This is a genomic window from Acidicapsa acidisoli, assembly GCF_025685625.1.
GTDB classification, from domain to species: Bacteria; Acidobacteriota; Terriglobia; order Terriglobales; family Acidobacteriaceae; genus Acidicapsa; species Acidicapsa acidisoli.
In genome coordinates this window covers 2368279-2392657 of the sequence record NZ_JAGSYI010000001.1, presented here as the reverse complement: position 1 = coordinate 2392657, position 24379 = coordinate 2368279, and the positions used below count along the sequence as shown (strand labels likewise).

Sequence of the window (24379 nt, the reverse complement as noted above, 5' to 3'; positions counted from 1 at the left end):
GTGAGGTATCTCTGATCGCCAGACTCATCTAAAATCGGAAAAGGCTGTTCGAATCGCGGTCGCCGCGCGGCAAATGATTAGCACAGTATTGGTGCTGGAAAGAATCAGGAACGAAGAATGAAGGCAGTTATCCTGGCGGGAGGGCTCGGCAGCCGCTTAAGTGAAGAAACTACACTCCGTCCCAAGCCTATGGTCGAAATTGGCGGTAAGCCGATCCTATGGCACATCATGAAGATCTATTCCTCCTTTGGAATCAATGACTTCGTCATCTGCCTGGGATATAAGGGCTACATGATCAAGGAGTTCTTTGCCAACTACTTCATCTACTCTTCCGATGTAACTTTCGATCTGGAAAAAGGCACCACCGAGTGCCACAGGAGTGGCGTTGAACGATGGCGCGTTACCCTGGTTGACACCGGAGCAGAGACGATGACCGGCGGCAGGCTACGGCGTGTTCTTCCCTTTGTGAAAGACGAAGAGATGTTCTGCTTTACCTATGGCGACGGTCTGGCGGATGTCAACATAGCAGAACTCATCGAATTCCATAAACGGCACGGCAAGTTAGTGAGTCTCACCGCAGTGCAGCCCACTGGAAAATTCGGGGCGTTGGATTTGGACGACGATGGAACTGTTTTGTCTTTTGCCGAAAAGCCAAAGGGGGATGGACGGTGGGTCAATGGCGGCTACCTTGTCTTGTCTCCCAAAGTAGGTGATTACCTCAAAGACGATTCGACCATCTGGGAACGAGAGCCAATAGAGACGATCGCCAAGGAAGGCAATGTCGCAGCTTTCAAGCATCCCGGGTTCTGGCAGCCTATGGATACTGTCCATGACCGCGCCGTTCTGGAGGCTCTCTGGGGCAGCGGTTCAGCCCCCTGGAAGGTTTGGGAATGAACTGGAGCGGCAAACGGGTGCTACTGACCGGGCACACTGGCTTCAAAGGAAGCTGGCTGTCCTTGTGGCTGCAGCAGAAAGGCGCGGAACTTTGCGGTCTTGCGCTGAATCCTCCAACCAGGCTGAATATCTTTCAGGATGCTGCGGTAGAACGTGGCATGCGCTCGGTGATTGGAGACATACGAAATACCGACCTGGTCAAGAAGACCTTGCTCGAGCATCGACCCGAAATTGTCTTCCATCTAGCTGCGCAGCCGCTCGTGCGCAGTTCGTATGACGACCCGATTGGCACCTACACGACGAATGTAATAGGTACTGCAAGCGTACTGGACGCTGTTCGCAATACCGACAGTGTGCGTGCTGTTGTCGTTGTCACCACAGATAAGTGCTACGAAAATCGGGAGTGGGAATGGCCCTATCGTGAGACGGACAGATTGGGCGGCTACGATCCTTACAGCAACAGCAAGGCGTGCGCCGAGTTGGTGGTGTCCGCCTACCGAAATTCGTTTTTTAATCCGGCAGCCTACAGCCGGCACGGAGTCGCGATCGCGTCCGTTCGCGCAGGAAACGTAATCGGCGGAGGGGATTGGGCTGAGGACCGGCTTGTTCCCGACATCATCCGCGCATTCATCGAGGGGCGCCCTGTACGAATACGAAATCCCCGCGCGATTCGCCCCTGGCAGCATGTTTTGGAGCCGCTGCGAGGGTACATCCGCGTCGCAGAGACCTCATACGACGAGGGCGTCGCAGGTGGCGAGGCCTGGAACTTCGGGCCGGAGCAATCGGACGCGCAACCGGTTGAGTGGATCGTGCGCCAACTCGCCGAGGTCTGGGGCGACGGCGCAAGCTGGGAACTTGAAGATACAGCACAGCCGCATGAAGCGCACACTCTGAAGCTCGATTGGTCCAAAGCGCAACATCGCCTTGGCTGGGCTCCCAAACTGAGGCTTCAAGAGGCGCTTGCGATGACCGCAAAATGGTACAGACTAAAATCGAAGGAACACGATATGCATCAGTTCACCATCGCGCAGATCCAGGCGTATGAAGATCGCGGCGACCACGCGCTCGCGCGGGCTGTCAAGAATTCTGGATCAAACGGAGTACAGGCGTGAGCGCAAACCGCAAAGATGAGATCCGGGCCGCGATCCGTCAACTGACAACCGAATACTACGAAGAAGCCTACGCCGAAAAGTCGTTCACCCCCGGAGAATCCCCTGTGCCTGTTTCTGGGCGGGTTTTTGACGACCGCGACATGTTCGCCGTGATTGAATCCGGACTGGATTTCTGGCTCACGGCCGGTCGATTTGCCGAATTATTTGAATTCAAGTTCGCCAAGTTTGTCGGAGTGCGGGATGCGCGACTGGTCAACTCAGGCTCCTCCGCAAACCTGGTTGCAGTCTCCGTTTTGACTTCTCCCACATTGGGAGAACGTCAACTCAAACCCGGCGACGAGATCATCACCGTTGCCGCGGGTTTCCCGACAACCGTGAATCCAATCATCCAAAACAGATTGGTGCCGGTCTTCGTCGACGTTGAGTTGGGTACCTACAACGTCGATGTGTCGATGCTGGAGCAGGCTCTAAGTCCGAGAACCAAAGCACTGATCTTCGCACACACGCTGGGCAATCCCTTCAACGTCGCAGCCGTTGCGGAGTTCGCCCGCAAACATAATCTGTGGCTCATTGAAGACTGCTGCGACGCTCTCGGTTCCACATTCGCTGGACGACGCGTGGGCACATTTGGCGATCTGGCGACCTTCAGCTTTTACCCGGCTCACCACATCACCATGGGCGAGGGCGGATGCGTGGGTACCTCCCAGCCGCGACTCACGAAGCTAATCGAATCCTTCCGCGACTGGGGCCGGGATTGCTGGTGCGCTCCGGGCAAAGACAACACCTGCGGCAAGCGCTTTGATTGGCAGTTGGGAACTCTGCCGCATGGGTACGACCACAAGTACACCTACTCGCACCTTGGCTACAATCTGAAGGTCAGCGACATGCAGGCAGCGGCCGGAGTAGCCCAGCTCGAAAAACTCGAAGGCTTTATCGAAGCACGCAAGAACAACTTCGCCTACCTGACCGAGCAGCTCAAGCCCCTCTCGAAGACATTCCTTCTGCCCCAGGCGACACCCGGATCGGTTCCGAGCTGGTTCGGCTATCCTATGGCGGTGCGGCCGGAATCGGGTCTCGAACGGGACGAAGTCATCCGGTTTCTGAACGGGCGCAAAATTGGAACAAGGCTTCTCTTCGGCGGGAACCTGTTGCGTCAGCCAGCCTATCGAGACATCGAAAAACGCGTCGTCGGTGACCTTCCCAACTCGGACTTCATCACCCACAACGTCTTTTGGATCGGCGTCTACCCAGGATTGACCCAACCGATGCTGGATTACGTGGTGGAGAGCCTGAACGAAGTCTCCAGCCGGTGCGCCGTCGGGTAACGGCCACGGCAATTGGTGTTCTTTCCCGCAGGGCTTTCAGCAACGAAGGCCCTGCGGCATTTAAGACGAAACAGCCTTCTCAGGCTGGCTCTTGACTCTTCCCTTCGCTGACCGCCTGCGGCGCTGTTTTTGCTCCGTCGGTCCCAAGATCAAGCCCACGATTGTAAATCAGCTTCTTGAGCGACGGAATGTACGCATAAGGGCTATCGATATCATCGATCCGAACGGGCGCATTCTTGGCCACCGGTTTCAAGAGCACTTCTCCACGCATCAATTCCCGGCAGGAAATTTGCCCTTTTTGCAGCGGAATCGCAAGATAGACATCTTTGTCCGCGAGAATGTGCCCTTCCGGCAGATCCGTCTTTGCGTAGACTCCCCTCACCAGCGAATCAAGGTACTCCACTTCACGGCGGGGTGGAACTCGCTTTTGCGTGCCCGGCGCTCCGCACATCTCCTTCGCCTTGAGGAATGCCTTGAACCACGAATCAGCCTGTTCCGGCAGCGAACAATACGGGGAAACCTGGATGGCGTTGTCGTCAATATCGATGTGCCGTTCAAAGGTCCGGGCCCCTTTGGCATAGGCAATCATGATGGACGAAGTCCAATCGTGATACTCATGGGTTGAGAATCCAATGGTCAGCTTCGGATACCGGTTCTTCAGAAAATCGACCTGATTAAGCTCTAGTTCCGAGTCTTCCGACGGATACAGTGACACACAGTGGTTGATCGCCAAAGGAATATTGCGATTCTCAAAAAAAGTTACGAGATCGTCCATATCCTTCAGCGAAGACCCACCCGTGGATGCGATACAGGGCTTTCGGGTCGTTGCAATCTTCTCGATCAGCATCCAGTCGTTCAGGTCCGAACTCGCAATCTTGATGATGGGAATGCCAAGCTCAACGCACAAGTCCACCGATCGCTCATCAAACGGAGTCGCCATGGGAATGCACCCCGATTCGCGAATCGCTTTGACAAGCGTTGCGAATTCCTCGTCCCTGAGCCGCGTCTTCAGTGTCTTATTCACATAGCGGATATCCGTTCGATCCCGAAAATCCCTATGAACGAATCCGTCCACATCGCGAAACTGGACCTTGATGGCTGCTCTAACATTGTTAAAGCGGACGAGCTTGGAAAACTCGGAGACTATCTTAAGGGCTCGATCCAATTTGCCCCAGTGGTTGTTTGCCATTTCGAGAACAAACAAATCCTCGAAAATATCCCTGTCAATCATGCGAAATTTTGCCTCCCGCAGAATTCAGGCAACGCGCTGAACCGGTCAATCGACCTCGCGCTCGACACTGAATCTACTGTTGTTAGTCTGCCATACCCATAGCTCGCGTGCACAAATGCGATCTGAAGTTGGACGGCGGCCAGATAATCGTCCTGGCCGTCCCCGATAACCAGGCAGGCGTCCTTGCTCAATGCATATTCATCCACCAGGGCCCGCAGCATCTCCGTCTTCGACGCAAACTCCGGCTGCCTGGAATCCTTGCTCAACATGGCCTCAAAGAGCTGCCTCAGCCCGAGCGCTTCGCAGATCTTCGTCGCGGCAAACTCCGGCTTGTTCGTGAAGAGAAACAGCTTCAGTCCTTGCCCGTGCAGCGACTGCAAAGTGGCAAGAACCGACGGAAACGCTTCTGTTTCCTTCCACCCCCAGGAGTCATACGCAATGCGAAACTCCCCCTCAAGGTCGTCCAGTTGCGCGTCCGACACAGGGGCCAGCAACTTGCGCAGTATCTGTCTCACCGGAGGTCCGACAAGATTGCGAAGTTCCGCAAGGGACACACCCGGCGCATGGTTTCGCACGGCGTATTGAATCGAAGACGCGATCCCAGGCAGAGAATCAACAAGCGTTCCATCCAGGTCGAAGATCAGGTTCTGTGGCGCAAAACCGCTTGGCATTCGTCTACTTCTTCACTTCCTCGGGAATGCCAATCATGTTTTTCGCCAGTTCCTCCTCAGAAAGGAACGGGTACATATCCTCGAGGTTCGGCGTCACAATTGTTCCGTCGGCCTGCTGCCGCGAACGAAGACGCGGCTCAAATCCCTGGCTCACGTCGAGGTGAACCTGAATGAGAGACGGACCCGGCTTTTCAAGTTCCGCAAGCACTGCCGGCAAATCACTCATCGAATACATATCGAAGCTCGAAATGCCGTACGCCTTGCCCAGTTCGACCATGGAAGGAAACGAAACCCCGGAGGTTTGCCCTTCGCCCACCAGCCGGCCAAAAAAGGACGACTGGGTAGAGCGGATAGAAAGGTAGCCGCCGTTCTCCAGGACGAATATCTTCACCGGCAGTTGATTGTGAACCACCGTCTGCAACTCCTGGACATTCATCTGAATGCTGCCATCCCCGGCCAGACAGATCACCCGCGCCCCGTCCCGCGCCACGGCAGCTCCAATCGCTGCAGGCAAATCGTACCCCATCGAAGCAGAGCCGGAGTTTGAGATCAGCCGCTGCCCCTTCTTCAAATCCGCTGCCTGATACGGCACAATGCACGCCGTCGCATTGCCGCATACCACGACATCGTCATCCTTCAGGTTCTGGAAGAGGCTGTGAATGAACCCATAGGAGTTAATCGGCGGGCCGTCTTCTTTCTGCGCATCCCGCACCACCGGATAGAGCGAGCGGCGTTCGCGGCACCACGCCAGCCACTCCTCATGATCCACGGAGGTCTTCGATATCCCGCCGCGCTCCAACTGGGCAGCCATTTCCTCCAGAAATACCTTCAGATCGCAATGAATCGGCAGGTCGGCGCGCACGGTCGGCTTGTCCAGTTCCGCGGCGTCAATATCCACCTGAATCTTGAAGGCTGCCCGCGCAAACGACTTCCAGTTATAACTCACCTGGCGAATATTCAGCCTCGAACCAAGCACCAGCAACAGATCCGAATTCTGGACCGTGAAATTGCCCGCCCGCTCGCCGATCGTTCCCGGACGGCCGCAAAACAGTTCGTCATCCGAGGCGATCAAATCATGCGTCCAGGCCGTTGTGACCGGGATGCGCAGTTGCCGAATGACCCGTTCAAACTCCGGCAGGGCGTGAGCCAGACGAACGCCCGTCCCTGCCATGATCACCGGCCGCGCAGCCCTGGCGATAAGTGCCAAAACACTGGCTACCTCCTCCGCTACGTCTTCAACCAGGCCTGAAATCGCGTCCTCGCTGGGGTCATAATGCCGCAACGTCGCGGGATCGATCTGCGCGGATTGCACATCGACAGGGATATCCAGCCAGACCGGGCCGGGACGCCCATTGGAGGCCAGAAACCACGCGCGCTCCAGATGGTAAGCAATCGATGCCGGATCCTGAACCAGCACAGCATACTTGGTGATTCCGCGGACCATGGAGATGATGTCCACTTCCTGGTCTCCCAACTGTCGCAGGTCGGTTCGCCCATAGGTCGCCATGCAGGTTTCGCGCTTCGTCTGGCCAGAAACCACCAGCATCGGAATCGAATCGGTCCATGCGCCGAAAACACCATTCAAAGCATTGATGCCGCCCGGGCCGGCCGTCACATTCAGCACTCCGGGAGTGCCGGTGACGCGCGCATAACCTTCGGCGGCAATCGCCGCCGCCTGCTCGTGATGGGTGCACAGATAGCTGATTCCGCTGGCTTTGCCAAAGGAGTCGTTGAGATGCATGGCGCCGCCGCCAGTCACCAGGAAGGCGTGGCGTACACCCCATCCCGCCAGAGTTTCAACAAGATAATCGGATAGCTTCATCATAGTCTTCATATCCCAGCGAGTCTCACTCTGACGTAGTCCGTAAGAGGACAAACGCTACACGGGCATACTCTTATAGTAACCTCCCCTACTTGAACAGGTTCAGCTAGCTCCGCATCTCACGCAACGTTCGTCTGAGAGAGTTATATTCACGACCTCGCCTGCGAATATTCGCAAGACCGATTACGCGAGACCGACCCTCACGGATTGCGAGCCCAAAACCGCAGTCATGTTGGTTCACCTGTGGTCAAGGTTGCAAGATACTGCCCTCTATTTGATGTTCGAATCATCTGTGAAGGGCAATCACAGGATCGGCCAGCACGCTCGAACCTACCGTTGCCGAGAATTACCATCCAACGGTGCACAATAGAAAGAGCCGATGCTTTCGATGCGGCAGACCACCCAGGGGGCAGAAAATCCTATACGCCAAAGCGCAAAAAACGAGAAAAGCGCCCTAAATAGGGCATGAAATTACCCATAAGCTTATTATTTTCTTATGGATACACCCAGAGATCGCTACCCCCCCCCCGTACCACTCCTTTTCTTCGCCTTTTCAAGAAAGTTGAGGGTAATTTCGCCTCGTTCTCTGTTCATGCAATTCTCCGGATGATCAGTGCCGCAGCGAGCGAAACATAGGATTCGCGCACTGTTATAGTGGTGAGCTGTAGGAAGAGATTTAGATTACGGGGCTTGAATGTCGACCGCGAAAAAGCTTTATCACCTATATGCATCAGCCTTTAATGCGAGATTCAGGCCCTGGCGCGTTTTCCAAATGGCCTCACCGGAGGCTCGCGCATCTCTCAGCCTGGAGACCCAACCAGGCTGGTTCGACATCGTTGACAGGAAAAAATGTCGCAAGATAAGGGTCAGTCGGAAGAATGCAATTTACTTACCGCATCTGGCGGATTGCTTCGACTATTACTACGGGTCAGCAACCCCAATCAGGATTTCGGCAAATGGGACCACCTTCAACGTAGTTGATTTTTCAACTCCTCGCTTTCAGGAAGTCTCCGGCTTCCCGGAATTTCCAATCCTGTGTCCCAGCTTCACAGAGCCGTATGTCACCACGCTGGAATACCTCAAGTACGCCCAGCTCAAGGCAGGCGACATCGTTCTTGACCTGGGATGCTATTCCGGTCTGACTTCCATCGCCTTTTCCAGAGAAGTTGGCCCCTCGGGAAAGGTTATCGCGTTGGAGGCGGACCCAATCAATTTTGCAGCGGCGCAGACTAACGTCGCACGCCATGTGTTGATCAACAAGATTGACAACATCGTCCTCATGAACAACGCGGCAGGATCAGGACGCGGGATGATCTCTTTCGCGTCAGACGGAACCATGGGAGCGGCCAATGCCTCCATCGTGAACGACAATCGCGGAGTCTCAGTTGAAATCGCTTCACTTGGACTTCAAGACATCGCGGATACCTGCTCCCTTGAGAGAATTGACCTCATTAAGATAGACATAGAAGGCTCCGAACTGGAAGTCCTAACAGGGGCAGAGTCGTTTTTCAAGCGTTTCCGGCCAAAGCTTATTGTTGAACCTCACACGATCGATGGCGTGTTTTCGGACAAGGCCGTTATCTCCATCCTGGAAGGCTACGGGTACCGCTGCAAGACCACTGTCCAGTCAGGGCTCGAATGGCCGCTAGTGATAGCCATCCCGGAAGCCCAATAATGGAGACATTCTGGATACAGGGACTGCACAGGAAAAACGTTGGCTAAACCACTTTCGTTCGACGATCTTGACTACATCCGCACGCGAACACGAGACCTTTGGTCCGAAATGCGCGGCCAGAGGATTTTCATCACGGGCGGCACGGGCTTCTTTGGCTGCTGGCTGGTGGAGAGCTTTCTCCACATTAATCGCGTCGAGCAACTGGGTGCACAATGTACGGTTCTAACCCGAAATCCGGCGGCGTTTGCGCTGAAGTGTCCGCACCTGGCATCTGACCCCGCCCTTTCGCTGCTGGCAGGGAACGTTTCCGATTTCCCCTTCCCCGAAGGCGATTTTCGATTTGTAATCCATGCAGCAACGGAGGCCAGCGCCAAACTTTCCGCTGAGAAGCCGCTGGAAATGCTGGACACAATCCTGCAGGGAACCCAGCGCACTCTCGAATTTGCCGCGGCTCGCGGTACGCAGAAGTTCCTGCTGACAAGTTCGGGAGCTGTATATGGCGAACAGCCCCCGTCAATCACGCACCTTGCAGAAGATTATCCAGGCGCGCCGAATCAGCTCGATCCCGCTTCTGTTTACGCCGAAGGCAAGCGGGCCGCTGAACTCATGTGCTCCATTTATGGCGCAACTCACCCTCTGGAATGCAAGATTGCTCGATGCTTTGCCTTCGTCGGCCCTCATCTCCCTCTGGGCGCCCACTTTGCCATCGGCAACTTCATTCGCGACGCCATGCGGGGTGACTCGATCCGTGTAAACGGAGATGGAACCCCGAAGCGGTCGTATCTCTACGCGGCCGATCTCGCCATCTGGCTGTGGGCGATCCTGTTCCGCGCCCCGCCACTGGAGGCCTTTAACGTCGGTTCGAATCAGGCCGTCAGCATCTCGGAACTGGCGCACACGGTCGTCGCAGCAATCGGTTCAAATGCTGAAGTTCGAATCATGCAACCCGCGACCGAAGGGGCACGAATCCGGCAGTACATCCCAAGCGTCCAAAAAGTAAGGGATCTACTCGGACTTGAGTGCGAAATAACTCTTGAAGACGCGATACGGCGAACCGTCATGTGGCATGGCTATTCCTTGGATTCGGATCATCTATAGTTCTTTATGCGAGACCACTTATAATCAGAAGGATCGCTTCGTGCTGCATTGAAGACAATCTGCCGCTAAGCGGCGATTCAGTCGGTGCCCGGAGTTGCATTTCTGTCTTTGCGAGTAGCGGCCTCGCGAGATTCTGGGGGGCGGAGTTTTCGTGAAGACTGCGGTTGGTGATAATACAGCGGTTGCTCCTCGATCGTTCCGAGCCCAACTCAAGCACTGGTTGGGATTGGACAGCGCTATCGCATTCACCGTGATGGCACGCTTCTGGTCAGCCACCGCGGGCGTTGTGACGGTGCTGCTGATCGCACGGTTCCTCACACCCAAAGAACAGGGCTACTACTACACTTTCTCCAGCCTTGTAGCGCTTCAAATCGTTTTCGAACTGGGATTTTCGTTTGTTATCTTGCAGTTAGCAGCCCATGAACGAGCCCAACTGACTTTTCTGCCAGACGGTGAAATTGCGGGCAATGCAATTTCCCATGCGCGCCTGGCATCCATACTGCAAAAGTCCGTACGCTGGTATTCAGTCGCGGCCGTGCTCATGGCGCTGGCATTGCTTCCGACCGGATTCTATTTCTTCATCGTAAATAAACACGCGGGAGCTGAAGTTGCCTGGAAGCTTCCCTGGTGCCTCCTGGTGCTTGCGGCGGCGCTCATCTTCCAGCTCGACCCCGTGTTCTCGTTCCTTGAGGGATGCGGGTCCGTCTCGCAAGTTGCCCGAATGCGGCTTGGCCAGGCTATTCTTGGAAGTCTTCTGGCATGGACAGCAATGGCGACCCATCACGGGTTGTTCTCCCCTTCAATGATGATCCTGGGGCAGGCTACTGTGGGATCGGCATTTCTGCTCACCTCGCCTCGACGACGGCTGCTGAAGAATCTTCTTTTTTATAAAGTAGGCGAACATTTTGTCGGCTGGCGGCGCGAGATCTGGCCGTTCCAATGGAGAATCGCCATCAGCTGGCTCTGCGGATACTTCATCTTCCAATTGTTCAACCCGGTTCTGTTTGCCTACCAGGGACCAATCGCCGCCGGCCGCATGGGAATGTCGCTCAGCATTGCGACCTCCATCGGAGCAGTGGCAATGGCCTGGATGAACACCAAGGCGTCGCCCTTCGGCAGCCTGGTTGCCCGCGGCGAGATCGCCGCACTCGACTCCCTGTTCTTTCGCACGCTCTGGCAATCGACAGCTCTCCTTGCCGCTGGAGCCACAGCTTTCTTCGTGGTTCTACTTGTTGCAAGCTATAAGCTCCCGCATCTCGCCATGCGCGTTCTACCGCCGTGGACATTCGCGCTGCTGCTGCTCACCACAATCATGAATCACATCGTTTTCAGCGAGGCGCTTTACCTGCGCGCACACAAACGCGAACCCTTCCTGGGACAAACGGTGGTAACAGCTATCGTTCTCGGCTGCACAACTTTCCTTCTCGGCAAATTTTCAGGCGCAAATGCCGTGACGGTGGGTTACTTCGCCATCGGCATAATTCTCGGGTTCCCATCCGCAACGTACATCTTCATTCGCAAGCGCCGGGAATGGCACAATCACACCATAGGAGTGAAGGCTTAGCGTTCATGAAGGCCAGATACGTATGATCGAGGAAATCCAAGCTAAAACTGATTCCCGGCCAGTGCTGACAATAGCCATCCCGACATACAATCGGGCGCGCTACCTGAGAGAACTGCTATCCGTCCTCTTCGATCAACTCGTCGCCGAACCGCGCGTGGAGCTGATTATCTCCGATAACGCTTCGCCCGACGAAACGCCTCAAGTAATCGAGGAATTCGTGAAGCGCGGACTTCCACTGAGGAATATTCGCAATAAGACCAATATCGGTGCGGATGCAAACTTCATGCAGTGTTTTGAACAGGCGCAGGGAAAGTATTTCTGGCTCTTCGGCGATGACGATGTCATTGTTCCAGGCGGAGTCGCTCGAATACTCGCGTTGCTGGATCGACAGGATTACGCGATAGCTTACGTAAGCACATACGAGTTCCGCAATGATTACGTAACAGAGAGAACTTGGGACAAATTTGGAAGGATTGCAGAACCACTTACGGGCGGACTCGAGTTAATTCGGAGAATTGGCGCTATGGTGACATTCATAAGCGCAATGATAGTGAATAAGGACCGCTATCTTAATTCTGTGCATCCCCCCATGGACCGTCTCATCGGGACGAATTTGATGCAATTGGGATACCTCCTCCCGGTAGTTGCTTCGAGTGTGAGTAATCTGTATATCTGGGAACGGATTGTTGGAGCCAGGGGTGGAAACTGCAGCGGATGGGGAGCTTGTCAGGTATTTGGAATCAATCTCAAACGTGTAGCTGAACAATATATAGGTGATCGAAGAGACATCGTGACAGCACTTTGCAATCATACACTACAGAACTGGTTCCCGGGTACAATCATGGAGTCTCGCGAAGGCACGGGGAGCCAATTGAATTCCGAAAATATGTGCGAATTACTCGAGCCAATCTATAAGACGAATGGACGCTATTGGTTCTATGTCTATCCGTTAATTAAACTTCCGCTTGCCATGGCACGTTTGTGGTATTCGTTCGTCCGAGTCTTAAATCGCGTCATACGCGTTATTCCGATGATGCTTCGATATTGGTTTCGGAACGAACGAATCGTCCAAAATCAAATTAATACGCCGTCTGCACCTGAGATGCAAAAACAGGTCGCACCTTAAGCCGATGCGAATCTCGATCGCAATGTGTACCTACAATGGCGGGAAGCACCTGCAACAACAGCTGGATAGCTTTTCCAGACAGACTTGTCCACCATGCGAATTAGTCGTATGCGATGACGGATCAGAAGACAACACACTGGACCTTATCCGCAACTTTGCCCGGACAGCCGGATTTCCCGTTCGGATATTCGAGAATCAGCATAATCTTGGCACCACCAAGAACTTTGAAAGAGCAATTGGACTTTGCGAAGGAGACTTGATAGCTCTAGCTGATCAAGATGACGAATGGCTGCCCCACAAATTGGAAATCTTTGAACGTCTCTTCAATAATTTTCCATATGCTCTCGCAGCATTTGGCGACGCGGATCTCATCGATAGTCACTCCGTCTCAATCGGTGGCAAACTTTGGAGGAGTGTCCACTTTTCGCCGGCATCTCAGGTTTCGTACTTAGATACTCGCATTCTAAGCACTCTATTCAAGCTGAATAACGTGGCCACTGGAGCAACCATGGTTTTTCGAACTTGCTTTCGCAGCAAGTTTGTTCCGATACCTGACTCGTGGGTGCATGACGCATGGATTGCATGGCTTGCAGCCCTTGAGAGCGGTTTGGCCGTACATCCAGGTGTGACAATTTCGTATCGCATTCATTCGCGACAGCAGCTTGGTTTGGAGAGCCGATCTTTTTCCGCTCGTTTGGCATTCGCAAAAAGAAACGGACGCCAGGGACATCTTGCGCTAATCGATCGATTTACAGACCTCAAGCGATATTTGCGCCAAAGAGAGCACGACGATGAGTATTCTGAATTGATTTCAGAGATTGAAGGGAAAATCCTACATCTCACTGCTAGGTCCTCTCTGCATGCCTCGCTACTTCGACGGGTCTGGTCGATCCTCAAGTTATGGCGCGGTTATGAACGATATGCGCGTGGTCCTATCAGCATGCTTCGAGATATGTTCTTCCCATCGGTTCACGAAAACCCTTCTGCAAATTGATAGGTCAGACTCATCCGACCGCGTACGTTGAACGCAATGCGCTGCAGGAATTGCAAATGTGTGATGACCGAGCTAAACCGTCAGGGATACTCCCGTGGTCGACTCCCAATATAGGATAACCGTATGCGAACCTGCGTCATCCTTCTCAACTGGAATGGGTGGTCCGACACGATTGAGTGCCTGGAGTCACTTTTTCGACTCACCTCTAAGGATGTCGGAGTCGTAGTTTGCGATAATGGATCCCGCGACAACTCACTCCAAAGAATTAAAGCGTGGGCCAGAGGCGAGATCAAGGCCACCTCAGAAAGCCCACAACTCTCGAGACTAACTGTTCCAGCTGTTCCGAAACCGATACCTTACGTGGAATTGAGCCGAGAACAAGCTGAGTCCGGAGCCGTGACGGTCCAGGAGTCGCTCACTTTGATTCAGAACGGCGCGAATCTTGGGTTCGCCGCAGGCAACAATGTAGGACTGCGATACGCCTTGGGTATCAGTGACTGCCAACACTTTTGGCTCCTCAACAACGACACAGTGGTTGAGCCTGACGCTCTGGAAGCTCTCGTCCGAGAAATGAATGAGCACCCCAAGGTTGGCCTTTGCGGTTCCCTGAACCTTTCCTACCACGACCCCGAAGACATCCAGGCGTTGGGAGGCAAGACATACAACCGCTGGACATCCCGAGTGGACAAGTTGCCCAAATTGACTCGAGAAGAATTGGATTCCTCTGCCCCTGCGATAGACTTCGTCAATGGGGCGGCCACCATGGTAAGCCGGACCTTCCTCGAGGAAGTGGGGCTGATGGAGGAATCATATTTTCTCTATTTTGAGGAGTTGGACTGGGCAATGCGCGCTAAGGGGAAGTTCGCGCTAAGCTACGCACGCGAAAGTGTGATTTACCACAAAGAGGGAGCGTCCATCGGGTCCCATCCGGACCGGATAAAACGCAGCCTGGTTTCGGACAAGTACCTCTCGCGAAGCAGAGTTCTGTTTACGAAGAGATTTTTCCCTTGGGCTCTCCCATCTGTCTTGGCATCTGTTTCTCTCGCCGCAGTGGACAGGTTTTGGCATGGGGATAGGGAGCGAGCACTGGCTATGCTTACGTTCATGCTGCAAGGATTGACAATACCGACTTCTGGAAAGAAGCACAGATGACTCCCCTAGGATATATCCTTCTTCCCGTCGGTTTCGCAGGGCTCTTGTTATCCGCCAAGTGGCTTTATCGACTGTTTGTTTTCTGGACTCTGTTCTCCGCCTCGTCTGCTATAAACTTGGGCGATAGTGACAGCGGCTCAGCCTTGCAAGTGTGGATGGTTTTTGCTTTTTTATGGCTTCTCCGCTTATTGCTCGAACGCCTTTCGACGCTTTCTTTTGCAATCGATCGTCGAGTCCTTCGTTTGTGCCTTTGGCTAATTGGGTTTCTGGCTGTTGCGGGCATATCCCTCGTCATGCCGGCTTATATCAACGGCCGCTTGACAATCTCTTCTCCAATCCTCGGCGAAAACACAGAGACGCCGCTCTATCTCAGCTCGCACAATGTCACTCAACTGCTGTATCTGGTGTTTGGTGGTCTTGTCGCGATTTGCGTGGCGCATGTTAATCTGCGTGATGAAGATAGGCACGAGACCGAAAAAGTAATCATGATCTCGGCAATCTTCATCTCAATCTGGGGTCTCTTTCAGTTCTTCTGCAATGTTACGGGCATGCCTTATCCGGACTTCATATTCAACAACTCTGGATCGGCTTCGGGTAAGGGCTTCTTGCAAACGCTGGATAACGGAATCAGCAGGGTTTCTTCAACCGCCGTAGAGCCTTCCGTCCTGGCGCAGAGTCTGATCACACTGTTGCCACTAACTCTTCCCGCCTGGCTCAGGAACGGCTCCGTATTTTCTGTACCGATCGACCGACTAGCCTCTTTATTATTCCTTCTCCTTTTGCTGCTGAGCACATCCTCCACGGCTTATGTTGGCGTGTTCATTTTCGGTGCATTGCTCGTACCTCTGTTGGTACGAACTCGTGCCATCTCTAAAGGAAAGGCAATTCTGCTAATCGTGATTGGAGCTCTGGCCACCACGGGTCTATTGGCTGCAGCCGTGCTTTCTGTTCCTATTGTGGGTGAGATGGTAAACTCCGCCATTCTAAGCAAGTCGACCTCGGGTTCCGGCATCGAACGCGCGATGACGATTGCTCTCGCCTATGGGTACTTTGTGCAGTACCCGATTCTGGGAATCGGGTGGGGTAGTGCGACATCGCATGATCTCATCATCAAACTCTTGTCCAACGTAGGCATTCTCGGAACGCTTGCGTTCCTTGGTGCGATGTTTTCGGTGATACGCGCTGATTGGCGAGCGTTAGATTCGTTACGCATTCCTTCAAGTCTCTCCCGCTCGGCTTGGTTCCTCAGCCTCGCCGTCTTCCTAGCCACAAGCATACTGATCGAATTCCCGCTGGTATTTGGAAATTTCTGGCTTGTTGTCGGTATGGCGATTGCAGTGAGTTGGAAATCAGACGGGGCACAAGAAAGAAAACATGGTTTGGAATCAGCATGAATCCGAAGATCATTTTGGTTACGGGATCGGCCCCTCCGGATCCCTGCGGAATTGGGGACTACACCGCGTCACTGGCTGACTCACTAGAAAACGCAGGACAACAAGTGGAAGTGTTTTGCCATCGAGATTGGAGCCTGACCGGGACATCGAAGGCACTATTGAACCTAGTGGCAGCGCGTAAGGCATTGGTACATATGCAATATCCTTCTCTGGGATATGGATACAGTCTCGGTCCTCAGTTATGTCTCTTGGCCAGACAGGGCATTGTAACCATTCACGAATTTAGCCTTGCCCATCCCCTCCGCAAGCTTTCGCTATTTCCCTTCACGTTGCGCTCGCCCTGTATTGTAATGCCATCTCAATTTGAAAGAGATGCTTTAGTGCAGAGGATGCCATGGGCAAAGAGTCGAGTACGAGTCATTCCTATAGGCAGTAATATCTATCCCCATGCCGCCCCTCAGATGGACCGCGAACAAAGCGTTATATACTTCGGCTTGCTCACCCCAAGGAAGGGGCTCGAAGATTTTCTGGAGTTTTCCCGGCAGGTTCGCGCGAATAACCTCAATTGGAATCTGCTTGCCATTGGAAGGATCTTCCCGGGCCAGGAAGCCTATGCGCAGAGTCTGATTGCTTCCCTCGCGGCGTATAAAGTGCAATTGATCTTAGATCGGAGCGCTGACGAAGTTTCGGATCTCTTGTCAAAAGCAGGACTCGCCTACCTGCCATTTCCCGATGGAGCGTCTGAGCGACGAGGGTCTTTGAAGGCAGCTTTGGCGGCGGGAGTTCCGTGCATCACAACAAGCAGTGCTCAGACTCCGCTCGAACTGGCCCAATCTGTGGTGTTGGCTGCCTCTCCATTCGAGGCTGTCGAAGTCGCCAGACGCCTGATGGCATCCGAAACTGAACGATTCCGGCTTTCGCAACAGGCCACAGAGTATGCGCGGCAATTCTCCTGGGAAACCATCGCGGCATTGCATATTAATATGTACCGGGAATTGGGCGGCGCTTCGTGAGTGTTTATGAAAGCGATCCCTCTCGAATGCAGCAAGTCTGCACATGTAAAATATCGAAGCTAACGCAGTAGTCTGAATTGTTGTCGTCCAACATGAAAACTAATTACGCCCGGAAAGGCTAACCTTCATGAAGAAGCTCTATTCTCTGGCATTGATTCTTCTTCCACTGGTTTTCCCAGGAATCGCGTTCTCGCAGGTGACGTTACCAACTAACAATGGAGATATCGGTGCCCAAATTAATGCAGCCGTCGCCGCGCTGCCTGCCAATGGCGGAAAAATTGTGATCGAAACCCCAGTCAGTGGGCAATGCTATTCCTTCAGTGTTCCAATTGTGCTCTCGAAGGCTATCATTCTCGCGGGCCAAGGGCCGTCAACGTGTCTGAGCTTCACCGGCTCCGGAGTGGCCGTCAGCTTGTATGGAAATAGCACAGCATTCCCATCAGGAGGTATCTATGCAGATGGATTTGGCCTGCGAGACCTAACTTTGCTGGGCTCTGGAACTGGAAATGGCCAGACTGGTATCGCGCTCGGCGGCACTAGTAATTCAGTAGGTTTTTATGGATCAGGTCTGACCATCAGCAACTTCGGATTAGGGCTGCAGTTCCAACGCGGTGTTTGGAACTTCAAAATCGAACACTCAATCTTCTCGCAGAATGCCCAGAATGTTCATTGGGCTTCTTCTCTCCATTTCGGAGGAGAAAATATGGAATTTGACAGCGTCACATTCACAGGCGGCACATTTACCAACTCTGTAGAATTTGACGACTATACAGATAGCGATTTCAGTAACCTGAATAATTTAACGTTTGTCTCGTGCAACTTCGATGATGCTCAATTAGTAATCAATAACGGGGCGGGATCTATCAGACTATATGCCCCGCACTTTGAAAATCCAGGGAGCGGATCCGGAACTGAGCCATTTGTGCGACTTAGTGCTTACACTGCTGCGACTGATGTGGTAATGGATGGACCGGATTTCTACAATGACCAGAACAACCCGTATCCCCCGTCATTCATTGAGTTGGATGGCGGCCCCACTGTAACAATTACTCAGATGCGCTCCGTGAATTTGGATGGCTCAAAAAATGTACCCACAAACCTGCTGATCAACGGCTCGCCATATTTGACCTTAATTGCTGACGCGCCCCTGAGAGCGGCACAGGCGCAATATGTTATAGCATCTGGAAACCCCTATATTTGGGTTTTGGGCGGCCAGGACGCCACAGACCAAGTAACCTCACAGGCCCCCTTCTCCTTTAGCCAGACCTACGGATCGGATGGTCAGTCCCCTGTCGTACAAATAGGGGGCGATGGGTACGACCCGATCGTAGGCTTTAACTTATGGACTGGAACCGGGAACTCTTACTACGGTATGCAACTCCGCGAAACCGGACCAAACGAGCTTGATTTTTGTTCCAATGGAGCGGCCGCCATCGGGGCCGGTACGTACAATTGCAATGCAGGGGTCGTGAACGGCGTCTTCAAGAGCACCGTGCCTGACGGTACTCCACCCATTGTGGTCACGAGCCATACTCCACCTGTAAATCTGAACGCATCGCCTGCGACCTATAATTCGTCTGGCTCCCAAATCCTGAACCCGCATATCACTACTGGCAAGGTCATTCTTCCGCCAAGCGGGCAGGCCACCGTCCCGTTTGCATCGGAGGCGCGATTCTCTCAGACGCCGACCTGCACGATAAGCTACCAGACGGGCGCCCAACTTGTTGCGCCTCGGATGCTGTCGTCAAATCCATATCCAAATCAGATCGTCGTCTTCGGGCAACCTTACATCGGTGTCTACTTTATCTGTATCGGAAATTGACAAAATCGGAAAATCTAATCGTCTGCTTAATTTGGCCGTGGGATGAACTACTCCCACGGCATTTCACTGCTGGAAATGAAATCAGCTTATCTATTCTCGTAGAGCGGCTCGAAGAGCTTCCATGCGCTCGCGCGAACCCGGATCCTGATTCTTTTCGCGAATTCCATTAAAGAAGACGCACCACGCGCAAGCCATGAAAAAACTAAGCACCGCAACTGCAGCAACTGTGATAGTGCGTTTCGGGAAAGATCTATTATCTGGCGGTATCGCCAGGTCGACAACCTGAATTATGGAACCCTGACGTGCTTCATCGAGCTTGGCGATCTCAAACTGCTTGCCAATGAGCTCTGAGATCGTCTCGTAGTATCTCAGATCACGCAGACTGCGTATGTACTCCATCCCCGCTTCTGGAATCTTGCCCTTCGGCATAATCAAGTCCGTATTGTCCCCTTGGCCCGTGCCAGCGAGTTGCGCGAGTTGGGACTTGAGGGCCGCAAGTTGCTGCTGGGCCAATACGACGTCTGGATTGTCTTCCGTGGCATACGAGCGCATCCCCTGGAGCTGAACCTCTTTCGCCACCACCTGTGCCCGCAGATTCGCCGCAGACTCGATCAGCGATCGCGACTGGCTGTCAATTTGCAGCACGCCAGTTGACTGCTCGGTATGTTTCATTGCCTCTTCGGCCTTAGCCAGGTTCTCGTTTGCCTCAAGCAACTGCTGCTGGAAAAAAGTACGGCGCTGCGATGCCTCGGTGATCGCCAAAGTGGCGGACAACTTTCTAAATTCATCGACATAGCCGTTGGCGAACTCGGCTGCCATCTTGGGATCGCGGTCTGAGAAAGTAACTCGAATCAGCCCGTCCTTAGCCCCAAGAATCACGGTAGAATGTCCCTCCAACGCGGCACGCGCCTGGGACAACTTCTTTGCGTGGTACCGTTCCATGAGGCCAAAACGTCCTATCATGGCATCCTCGATCGTTCGGCTCCGAAACAGTGCAATATACATGTCGCTCGGGTTCTTGATACCCAGACCCGCGCCCGCGACGGACGCAAGAGCACTTGCACCTCCCCCTCCCAGTTGGCCAAGCAACGCGGAACTCATTGAGGAGTTCTGCGCGGGTGGCAAAAGCACAGTCAACGCCGTGAATTTGCTTGGGACGACCATCACAAAAATGACGGTCAAAATTACCGCTCCTAGAGTAAAACCCGCAATGAATCTCCGGCGACGCGCGAGGATGATTAAAACGTCCAGCAATTGAAGAGCTTCCGGGGATTTACCTAGCGTCTGTGCTTCGCGGACCTCTTCGTTGATCGCTTCAACCTTCATGCGGACTCACTCCCAATCGCTATCTTATCAACCATCGGGCAAACTCTCTAAGATTCAGGCCTGTAGGAAATTCGCGCTCAATCCTCTCGCGCTATTGAGTTCTCCTTTGACTCGTGTTGATCGAGGCAGAAGGCAAACGGGCTGCCATGGTGCATCAAATAGCGATTCCACCACTTCCTAGTTCATCTTCATGCCGGGCATGACGGAGTGATCCATGTTGTCGTGGCCCTCACCGTCATCGTCCGTGGACCAGATTCTCTTTGAATCAGTCTCATACGGGTAAACGTGCACCATCCATCCGAAAAGGTGAGGATGAAATTCGCCGCCCGCCGCTTCGCAGGCTTCCTTAGTAGTGATGGAGCCCAATAGTCCGAACTTCGCCTGCGGACCAAAGTATTCGGCCCGGTGCCCGGTGGGCGCTTTACAGAAGTTGATATGTTGGTGCCAGCGCGCAATGCTCAGAGGAATCCGGTTATCTAACTCATCCTCGGGTGCATCGACCCGATCGGTATACATTGCGCCGATGAGCTTGTACCCTCCGCCCGCAGTTTTCCGGTACAAGAGCGAGGTCGGTTTGAGCGGATCGAAGTGAGACCACGCCTCGCGCCCGTCCTCGTACTTTGTAAAGTGATATTGGGGTTGAGGAATATCAGGAAGAAAGATCTGATAACCGTCAGCCAAAGCCTTGTGATAATCCTGGTAAGGAGCCATGGCGGCCTTCGCGGCCTCAACGACCACGTCTGCCTTTTGCTGATCGCCAAGCTTCGCCGTCCTGAGCGAAGTCATGTACATGTGGCCCGACATGTGCGCCATTCCTCCGCCCGGCTGATCCCGTTCCGACGCACTAGTTTGGTCGGAAGGCAGCGCTTGGCTAACCAGCCCCATAGCCGCACCTGCTACGAGACCAAGGTTGGAGCACACGCACCAGACTTTCCTACGCCACGATGAAAACCCGAGAATTCGCTGAAGTTGGCTGGCCACGGTCCACCTCCGAGACTCTGGCACTCGCTTGCTTGGAAGTCACTACTACGCGCGCTCCACCCGGGCAACTCCCGAAATATCCATATATTTGCGCTTTCCTGATCTTATTAGACACCCTTTCTGGAATTCTGGGGTCGCTGGCTAACAGCGGAATCCACGTCGAAAATGACTCGCACCGCGAGCCCTGTTCGGGAACTCGTAGAGTATCCCTCCTACTTAATTTTGGAACTCCGCCGGGCCCGTTCGATCAAATTCGCAGGAAGATCTTCCTCCTGTACATCCAATAGAGAACAAGCCAATAGATCGACATCACGGCAATCCCAAGCATCAGCGGTTCGAGTCCCGGCCCGAAGAGTCGAAAGACACCGTAACCAAGGTTGATATGTAAATTTTCGACAATAAAGTCTTCCCATAGATGCGCAATCAGATATGCGGCAATTGAATTCATTCCCACAACCACCAGCGGGAATGCCCATCGTCGTTGGGATTTCACTTCGACTACCCAGGAAAATGCCGCGAGGAAATAAAAACATATGCCTCCGCTGAATAGCGTCCAGCTCGGCGTCCAAATCCGTTTGACAACAGGACATATGCCGGTCAGGTGAAGCAGGAGACCAGCAATTATCAGCAACGTTCCCGCGATCAGGAAACGCTTCATTGGAATCTTCGGCGCGTCTGAGCGAAGCCATTCGCCCGCTTGAAGTCCGAGGAGCATTGTGCCCAGAGTCGGTATGAAGCTCAGAGTCAGATAGCCACCGCCGTTGTAGCGGAACGCCGCTTCCCGGGGAAAGAGATTGAGGAACCAGACATCCACGGCCTGGCCAAGATTGCTGTTCTTATTCCAGTGCGAGGCAAACCCGCTGAAATTGTGATGCCAGCCCAAAGGAACGCCAACGGCTGCGTAATTGAAACCGGGCCCGGGAGCTGGATAGAGCGCCCACGCCAGCCAATATCCAAAGAGTATCGTTGCCAGCGCCGCCCATTGCGATTTGGACTTGCAGAATGCGAGTAGAAAAGCGAATGTGTATCCCAGACCAATCTGCGTGAGCGTGTCCTCAAAGGTAAAGTTCGTCTGCGCGCTATGAGTGGAGCGAAGAAAGATACCAAGGGCTATTAACACGAGGCTTCGCCACAGCGTATGCAATAGAAGCTTGCCAAAGCTCTTTCCCTTACTCAAACGGCTGTTGATGGAGTAAGGAAGAGCGACACCGACCAGGAAGGTAAAGGACGGCTGGATCATGTCGTGAAGGCCCATTCCAGCCCATTCAACATGCGTCTGGTTGTAGGCAAGAACATGCCAGAAGAGACTATCCGGATACGACCTTGCGACAGCAGCGAATTGCAATACTTCGCCCATCATGAGCAGCATCACGAGCCCGCGATAGGCGTCCACAGCGGCATTGCGTTGCGGCGCGGTCTTCGCAATCAATCTCTCCACGTCTGATGGGAGAGCCTCAGCGGCCTCCATTGTAACTATCTCGGACATGCATGTCGCCTTTACCGGTTGTTTTGCTTTCCGGTCTTGCAATAGGCTCTCGCAAAATCAGGAAAGTTATCGAAGTTCGTAAGGTAGCACAGGTCATTTCGCCAGAGCCACAAAAGAATTCAGAAGCAATTTCAGCGATCGCAAAACGAGAAATGAACTTCCTTCGTATCCAGCAAATGTATAGTGGTCGAGTGGCAGAATCTGACCGGCATCCAAAGCCGTACATGCCGCACCCATATCAGGAGAAGCATGAGCGACGATACGTCCAATCCCATCGCTGACTTGTCGCGGAGGGAGTTCCTTCGTTTCAGTAGCCTGACTGCCGTTGGCTTGACCATGCCGGCAATGCAGGCCGAATCCCCAACTTCGCACCCGTCCACCATGATCGGAATACCGTTCGCGCCAGTCGATCCGAAGATCGGCATCATCGGCACAGGTGGCAGAGGCACAAGCCTGCTGCAAAATCTCCTCGCCGCCGATATCAAGGTTCACGCGCTATGCGACGTTGTGCGTGAGAAGGCGGAGCACGCTCAATCGCTGGTCGTGAAGTCCGGACAGAGCGCGCCCGAACTTTATACCAACGGCGATCATGCCTTCGAATCTCTTGTAGCCAGAGAGGATCTGAACCTCGTTATCATCGCGACGCCCTGGAACTGGCATGTGGAGATGGCCGTCGCAGCCATGACGCACGGAAAGCATGCCGCGGTCGAGGTTCCGGCTGCCACATCGATCGAAGACTGCTGGAAGCTCGTCGACACCTCCGAGCAAACCCGTCGCCATTGCATCATGCTTGAGAACTGCTGTTATGGATACAACGAAACTCTGATCCTCAGGATGATCCACGAGGGGTTGTTCGGCGATCTGCTCTACGGCGAAGGCGCATATCTTCACGACCTGCGGGAAGAGCTCTTCTCCAGCAAGGGAGAAGGCTTGTGGCGGCGTGGCTTTCACACCCAGCGAGACGGCAACCTGTATCCAACGCACGGGCTAGGACCTGTTGCCAATTACATGGGCATTCAAAGAGGCGATAGCTTCGACTACATCGTTTCGATGAGCACGCCACAACGCGGACTGGACGAATACCGAAAGGCGCATGTGCCATCGTCCGACGCAAGATGGGCCGAACGCTATGTAACCGGAGATATGAATACGTCGCTTATCAAGACTGCGAAAGGTCTCACAATTACCCTGAAACACGACACCTCAAATCCACATCCTTACGATCGAATCAACGTGATTGGCGGAACAAAGGGCGTCTTCGCGGATTACCCGTCGCGCATCTACTTCGACGGACAGGCCGGCGGCGAATCCTGGAGTAATCTCGATAGCTGGAAGGAACATGAGCACCCACTCTGGAAACAGGAAGGTGAGATTGCGAAGAAACTCGGCGGTCACGGAGGGATGGATTACATCATGCTCTATCGTCTGATGCAGTGCTTGCGGGACGGTCTGATCCCCGATATGGACGTGTACGATGCAGCAGCCTGGTCCGCGCCAGGGCCACTTAGCCGGGCTTCCGTCGCAAGCGGCAGCACGCCGATGAAATTTCCCGACTTCACCCGTGGACGATCGCGCGAGCGCTCCGCCTCGCAGATAGCTATCCAGAGCTAGCTCACAAGAAATTAAGTGTCAACGGATGCGACGACTCACAGAACCGGGCCATATAACTTAGCCGTGTGGCCCAACAAGAGAA

The 24379-nt window shown here is 53.7% G+C and carries 19 protein-coding genes; 13 read left to right on the top strand and 6 right to left on the bottom strand.

Annotated features, from left to right (window positions below; genetic code table 11):
- Window positions 1-117: 117 nt before the first annotated feature.
- Genes rfbF through rfbH form a run of 3 tightly spaced genes read left to right on the top strand, consistent with a single transcriptional unit; the run spans window position 118 to window position 3331 of the window.
- Window positions 118-894 carry a glucose-1-phosphate cytidylyltransferase gene (gene rfbF, locus OHL23_RS09635; protein ID WP_263351566.1) on the top strand — a complete coding sequence of 259 codons (777 nt, stop codon included), beginning with the start codon at window positions 118-120 and terminating at the stop codon, window positions 892-894.
- Window positions 891-2006, top strand: a complete 1116-nt coding sequence (gene rfbG / locus OHL23_RS09630) for a CDP-glucose 4,6-dehydratase (RefSeq protein WP_263351565.1) — start codon at window positions 891-893, stop codon at window positions 2004-2006. Before rfbF ends, rfbG begins: the two co-directional genes overlap by 4 nt.
- Entirely contained in the window at window positions 2003-3331 is a 1329-nt protein-coding gene (gene rfbH / locus OHL23_RS09625) for a lipopolysaccharide biosynthesis protein RfbH (RefSeq protein ID WP_263351564.1), read from the top strand. Before rfbG ends, rfbH begins: the two co-directional genes overlap by 4 nt.
- Window positions 3332-3410: 79 nt before the next feature.
- On the opposite strand, the gene OHL23_RS09620 is transcribed toward rfbH, so the two are convergent.
- The 3 genes from OHL23_RS09620 to OHL23_RS09610 are packed head-to-tail and all read right to left on the bottom strand — an operon-like array spanning window position 3411 to window position 7067.
- Window positions 3411-4562: an N-acetylneuraminate synthase family protein gene (locus tag OHL23_RS09620; RefSeq protein ID WP_263351563.1), complete on the bottom strand. Its 1152-nt coding sequence runs from the start codon at window positions 4560-4562 to the stop codon at window positions 3411-3413.
- On the bottom strand, window positions 4559-5233 hold the full coding sequence (locus OHL23_RS09615) for an HAD family hydrolase (protein WP_263351562.1): 675 nt from the start codon (window positions 5231-5233) through the stop codon (window positions 4559-4561). The genes OHL23_RS09620 and OHL23_RS09615 overlap by 4 nt, the downstream gene beginning before the upstream one ends.
- A gap of 4 nt (window positions 5234-5237) precedes the next feature.
- Window positions 5238-7067: a thiamine pyrophosphate-binding protein gene (locus OHL23_RS09610; RefSeq protein ID WP_263351561.1), complete on the bottom strand. Its 1830-nt coding sequence runs from the start codon at window positions 7065-7067 to the stop codon at window positions 5238-5240.
- 760 nt (window positions 7068-7827) lie between these two features.
- On the opposite strand from OHL23_RS09610, the gene OHL23_RS09605 reads away from it, so the two are divergent.
- The 9 genes from OHL23_RS09605 (at window position 7828) to OHL23_RS09565 (ending at window position 18893) form a co-directional block, all read left to right on the top strand.
- Window positions 7828-8730 (top strand): FkbM family methyltransferase, encoded by a 903-nt coding sequence (locus OHL23_RS09605; protein WP_263351560.1) that lies wholly within the window; start codon window positions 7828-7830, stop codon window positions 8728-8730.
- A gap of 39 nt (window positions 8731-8769) precedes the next feature.
- Entirely contained in the window at window positions 8770-9828 is a 1059-nt protein-coding gene (locus OHL23_RS09600) for an NAD-dependent epimerase/dehydratase family protein (RefSeq protein ID WP_263351559.1), read from the top strand.
- 151 nt (window positions 9829-9979) lie between these two features.
- Window positions 9980-11392 (top strand): hypothetical protein, encoded by a 1413-nt coding sequence (locus tag OHL23_RS09595; RefSeq protein ID WP_263351558.1) that lies wholly within the window; start codon window positions 9980-9982, stop codon window positions 11390-11392.
- 22 nt (window positions 11393-11414) lie between these two features.
- Complete coding sequence (locus tag OHL23_RS09590) at window positions 11415-12518, top strand: glycosyltransferase family 2 protein (RefSeq protein WP_263351557.1); 1104 nt, start codon at window positions 11415-11417, stop codon at window positions 12516-12518.
- Between the two features lie 22 nt (window positions 12519-12540).
- Window positions 12541-13512: a glycosyltransferase gene (locus OHL23_RS09585; RefSeq protein WP_396127307.1), complete on the top strand. Its 972-nt coding sequence runs from the start codon at window positions 12541-12543 to the stop codon at window positions 13510-13512.
- Between the two features lie 123 nt (window positions 13513-13635).
- Window positions 13636-14664: a glycosyltransferase family 2 protein gene (locus tag OHL23_RS09580; protein ID WP_396127306.1), complete on the top strand. Its 1029-nt coding sequence runs from the start codon at window positions 13636-13638 to the stop codon at window positions 14662-14664.
- Window positions 14661-16058, top strand: a complete 1398-nt coding sequence (locus OHL23_RS09575; RefSeq protein ID WP_263351554.1) for an O-antigen ligase family protein — start codon at window positions 14661-14663, stop codon at window positions 16056-16058. Before OHL23_RS09580 ends, OHL23_RS09575 begins: the two co-directional genes overlap by 4 nt.
- The gene (locus OHL23_RS09570; RefSeq protein ID WP_263351553.1) at window positions 16055-17071 is read left to right on the top strand and encodes a glycosyltransferase family 4 protein; all 1017 of its coding nucleotides are present in this window, start codon (window positions 16055-16057) and stop codon (window positions 17069-17071) included. The genes OHL23_RS09575 and OHL23_RS09570 overlap by 4 nt, the downstream gene beginning before the upstream one ends.
- Before the next feature lie 127 nt (window positions 17072-17198).
- The gene (locus tag OHL23_RS09565; protein WP_263351552.1) at window positions 17199-18893 is read left to right on the top strand and encodes a hypothetical protein; all 1695 of its coding nucleotides are present in this window, start codon (window positions 17199-17201) and stop codon (window positions 18891-18893) included.
- Between the two features lie 90 nt (window positions 18894-18983).
- Here OHL23_RS09565 and OHL23_RS09560 read toward each other — a convergent pair whose 3' ends face one another.
- The 3 genes from OHL23_RS09560 to OHL23_RS09550 form a co-directional block, all read right to left on the bottom strand.
- Window positions 18984-20219 carry a GumC family protein gene (locus OHL23_RS09560; protein WP_263351551.1) on the bottom strand — a complete coding sequence of 412 codons (1236 nt, stop codon included), beginning with the start codon at window positions 20217-20219 and terminating at the stop codon, window positions 18984-18986.
- 177 nt (window positions 20220-20396) lie between these two features.
- Entirely contained in the window at window positions 20397-21032 is a 636-nt protein-coding gene (locus tag OHL23_RS09555; protein ID WP_263351550.1) for a hypothetical protein, read from the bottom strand.
- 415 nt (window positions 21033-21447) lie between these two features.
- On the bottom strand, window positions 21448-22686 hold the full coding sequence (locus OHL23_RS09550) for an acyltransferase family protein (RefSeq protein ID WP_263351549.1): 1239 nt from the start codon (window positions 22684-22686) through the stop codon (window positions 21448-21450).
- Window positions 22687-22935: 249 nt separating this feature from the next.
- On the opposite strand from OHL23_RS09550, the gene OHL23_RS09545 reads away from it, so the two are divergent.
- Window positions 22936-24297, top strand: a complete 1362-nt coding sequence (locus OHL23_RS09545) for a Gfo/Idh/MocA family protein (RefSeq protein WP_263351548.1) — start codon at window positions 22936-22938, stop codon at window positions 24295-24297.
- Window positions 24298-24379: the final 82 nt, after the last annotated feature.